At 33.1% G+C, this 4,378-nt stretch carries 3 protein-coding genes; 2 read left to right on the forward strand and 1 reads right to left on the reverse strand.

Annotation, left to right across the window (positions count from 1 at the left end):
• A partial coding sequence (locus CYP05_RS09335; RefSeq protein ID WP_141090291.1) for a DUF4062 domain-containing protein occupies positions 1 to 2,505 on the reverse strand: 2,505 nt, incomplete at its 3' end.
• Positions 2,506 to 2,618: 113 nt separating this feature from the next.
• Between CYP05_RS09335 and CYP05_RS09340 the strand changes: the two genes are divergently transcribed.
• Positions 2,619 to 3,887 (forward strand): DNA repair protein, encoded by a 1,269-nt coding sequence (locus CYP05_RS09340; RefSeq protein ID WP_103642728.1) that lies wholly within the window; start codon positions 2,619 to 2,621, stop codon positions 3,885 to 3,887.
• Positions 3,880 to 4,224 (forward strand): YolD-like family protein, encoded by a 345-nt coding sequence (locus tag CYP05_RS09345; protein WP_103642729.1) that lies wholly within the window; start codon positions 3,880 to 3,882, stop codon positions 4,222 to 4,224. Before CYP05_RS09340 ends, CYP05_RS09345 begins: the two co-directional genes overlap by 8 nt.
• The last annotated feature ends 154 nt before the right edge of the window (positions 4,225 to 4,378 follow it).

Genomic DNA, 4,378 nt, shown 5'->3' on the forward strand with positions numbered 1-4,378 from the left:
CATATATACATTATAAGTAATAAAAACATCTTTATCTACAAACATTATATTAGAAGAGTTGTTTTCGTTTAATAAAATTTTAATTAAGCCACTCCTACTAAATTTATAGTCAATATTCTCTCTTTTGAGCCACCTAAAATTTATTTTGTTTTTGTCAATTAAATCATTAGCGCCTTTATTTAGCGGAGAATCTACTCCATCTTCATATGCAACTTGAAAAAGAGCCATATGTGGTTTAAATTTTTCATTAACAACGCTTTTTATTAAATAATCTTTTTCCCTGTAAAAGCTTTTAATAACCCAGTATTTTTTTTCATCTAATATATCTAGAATTTCTCTAAAGTCATTTTCTTTTCCGTAGTCATATATGCTTCCTATAAATTCTAGATTATTTAAATATTCATCTAGTCTTTCTGATTTTGAATAATAAAGATGATAAAAAATTTCACTTAAAGCTCTTAAAGAAGGATATCTCTCATCCCACAACTTTTCTTGTTGTTCAAACTCATTAAAATAATTTAAAATTCTCTCATGTGTTTTTATCTTATATGCTTCATATAGTTTTGATATAGACTGTTTAAATTGCCTATGAAAAAAGTTGATTAGTATTTCACCATCTTTTTGAGTCTTAATAAAAAATGGTTCTAGTTTATTTGACAAACTTGACCATAAAGATGCCGGCAAAACAAGCTCATCTCTATCATTTCTCAGTGGATTAGGAGCTTTTATAGGTTCATGAAAATCATTTAAAATAGCTTTTTGAAATTCTACTTCATCTTGTAAATCTTCTGAAAGTATGCCAAATATCTCATTTTCACTAATTCCATATTTACTAAAGACTATAAGGCTTAAAATTTTTCTAACAAATATCTCATTATGATGGTATATCTTTATTAAATTATCGACAAATTCATTTATGGCACAAGGTATATCATCTGCGATATCTATGCTTTGCTGTGATCTTATATTTCGCAACTCTTGTGATATTATATAAGCATATAATGGAGAGCAATTTGCATTATAAAATTTATCTTTAACTAAGTTCATTTGTGTTTGTGTTAAAGTACGGTTGTATTTTGCTAGAATGGCCCCAAAAATTTCATCAGCATTATTTCTTAAACTATCTCTACTTAGATCAAGGCTGTTTGTAGTACCATATCTGTCACTTAATATATCATAATAGATACTATCCTCTTTAAAATTTTCGTCTTTTAATACAGAAAGAACAACCTTTAAATTTTTACCTAAAACTTTCGGTAACCACTTAAGATCGTCATGAATTTTTATTTGATCAAAAGCATCTATAAATATAATGGTCTCACGTTTCTGACTTTGTTCTAAAATTCTTCTTATCTGCTCATCAAATTCATATTCTTGATTTTCATAAATATGATTTTGTTCTGTAACCTCATCTATTATGCCGACCAATAAATCTCTTTTGTAAAATGAATCTGCACTAGCTCCAACAAATCTATAAATAATTTTTGCTTGATTGTTTTGTTTTTCTTGATTGCTTATTGCCATTGCCATAAGTGCAGACTTACCCATGCCAGAATCAGAATATATATAAAAAGGAGTTTGTTCTTCACTGTTAATATAGTTGTTAATTACATCCAACGAGTTCTTTCTGCCAAAAAATATATCAATCTTACTATTTTTAAAATTTTCATGATCTATATTTTTGTTGTCTTGCTTTATATACGATATTCCTTTATCAATATTTTTTACAAGTGCCGTCTTGATATCTTGCACAAATTTTTCTTTATCTACTATTTCATATACAATACTGCCATCTTTTCGTTTAACCTCTTTTGCTTGATGTGTTATTTGGTTGTATTTTGCTACTTTATTTTTAACTTCATTTCTAAAATTTATAACATCTTTTTCATTTATACCCTTGTCTTTAATATCTCTTATGATGGATATTATATATTGATTATTATCATCACCTTTTAATATCTCCTCAAATTCATAATGTGTTGCTGATGTAATATACTTTTTACTTTTATCATAAGTCAGATTCTTGCTAGCATTTTGTAAGATCTCGCGTAACTCATTTTTCTTTTTTTCCCAAATTTCAAAATCTTCAAATTTACCAGTGCGTGATTTCAATATATACGAGCTTGGAATTTGATTTTCATCTAGAAAATACCACTCATTAAGCTCTTTAACTTTGTCTGTATTTTTTAAAATTTCTTCAAATTCCAATTTTTCTATCATATACGGAAGCGGTATCCAGCCATATCTACTCCCCAAAAATATAATAAAATTTGGATGTGGGTATGCTTTGCAGTTTGCAACTTCTGTCAAGCACATAGGAAGTGTCTTTTGATCCTTTTGAGCTTCATTATTTATGCCCCACCTTAGATCTATGGCTTGCAAAGTAAAACCTTTAGCTTTACAATACTTCTTTACTTCAGGTAATATTTCTTTATGAAGTATATTACGCTCTGTTTTAAAGTCGTTGAAGGTTGATGAGATAAATATACGAAAAGTCTTTTGCATCTCTTTTATCCTATTAAAAAGTTTTTACAAAAATCATACTATAAATTTATGTAAAAATATTAAAAGATAAAGACATTAAAATTCTATAACTTAATTTCATCTATAATCCTCTCATGAAAAATGAAAATCCAAAGAGCAAAATTTACGCCGTTATCGACCTAAAGTCCTTTTACGCCTCGGTTGAGTGCGTAGAGCGCGGGCTTGATCCATTTAAGGCCGATCTGGTCGTGGCTGACGCTAGTCGTGGCAGTGGCGGCATCTGCTTAGCTGTCAGCCCTGCGCTTCGTGCAAAAGGGGTGAAAAACCGCTGCAGGCTCTTTGAGATACCAAGGGATATCAAATTTATCATCGCACCGCCTAGGATGCAGTTTTACATCGACTACGCCGCAAGGATCTATGAAATTTATCTAAAATATGTCTCCAAAGAGGACATCTACGTCTATTCGATAGATGAGTGCTTCATAGACCTCACTTCTTACTTGAAGTTTTACGCTCTTGGCGCAAAAGAGATGGCAAAGATGATGATGGATGAGATATTAAAAACGACTGGCGTGACGGCGACTTGTGGCATGGGGACAAATTTATACCTCGCAAAGATCGCGCTTGACATATTAGCAAAGCACCAAGATGACGGCATCGCCTATCTTGACGAAGATCTTTACAAAAAGCAGCTCTGGACGCATCAGCCCCTAAGTGACTTTTGGCGTATCGGTAAGCAAACTAGGCTAAAGCTTGAAAAATGCGGCATCTTTTGCATGAAAGATATCGCAAATGCGCCAAAAAGCCTGCTTGAAAAAATTTTTGGCGTCGATGCCTACATCACGATCGATCACGCAAACGGCATAGAGCCAACGACGATAGCTGAGATAAAGGCCTATAAACCAAGCACGAAGTCCTACTTTAGCTCAGAAATTTTGCCTAGAGACTACGAGCGCTGCGAGGCGGTGATCGTGCTAAAAGAGATGGCTGACAGGCTCGCGCTTAGGATGATAAACAAAGATGTAAGGGCGAGTGGGCTAACGATAAATGTGAGATTTGCCGATAAGCTTGAGCCGCAGCAACGTGCAAGCGTGAGGTTTAAAACGCCAACAAATATCTCAAGCGTGCTGATGAGCGTGGCTGAGGAGCTACTTTTAAACAAGATAAAAAATGTCGGGCTAATCAGGCAAATAGGCATATCTGCAAACGATGTGGTGAAAGAAAATTTGGTTGAGTTTAGCCTATTTGAAAATGACGCCAAGGAAAAAGCGGTGTTAAAGTCGCTAAATTTGATAAAAGAGAAATTTGGCAAAAACTCGATCCTGCGCGCGATCGACCTGCTACCAGAAGCGACTGGGCAAGATAGAAACAAAAAGATCGGAGGACACAAGAGCGGTGAGTAAAGATAGGGCGAAAATTTTTAGCTCGTTTAATCCTCTTTCTACATTAGAGCGAGCCTTGCGTCAAAAAGAGCGAGAAAAATGCGAAAAACTAGAGCTTGACGAGAGCAAGATCGATGAAATTTTAAAAAAATTAAGCGAGATAAAGATAGCTGATGAAGTGCGTGTGAGCTACCACGACGGCTTTGGCTACGCAAGTACTAGCGGGCTGGTTTCAGAGATAAATTTCATAGACAAAAGCCTCATGGTCGTAAAAACTAGGATCAAATTTGAGGATATAAATGAGGTGGAGATAGTTAGAAGGTTGCAGAAAACAAACCATTATCCATTTTATCTATAGTCTTAAAATTAATTATTATCTAAAAAATATATAAATAAATATTGCGCTATGATGCAAACAATATTTTTGAAAACTAATAAACATGAAGAAGTTAAAAAATAAATACATATCCTATTTCTAAATTTTATAGAAGTATTTCATATGAACTATATAG

It is taken from the genome of Campylobacter concisus (assembly GCF_002913545.1).
GTDB classification, from domain to species: Bacteria; Campylobacterota; Campylobacteria; order Campylobacterales; family Campylobacteraceae; genus Campylobacter_A; species Campylobacter_A concisus_AV.

Excerpts from the sequence above, each read along its gene's own strand:
- CYP05_RS09340 (WP_103642728.1), top strand. The coding sequence starts at position 2,619 with ATGAAAAATGAAAATCCAAAGAGCAAAATTTACGCCGTTATCGACCTA.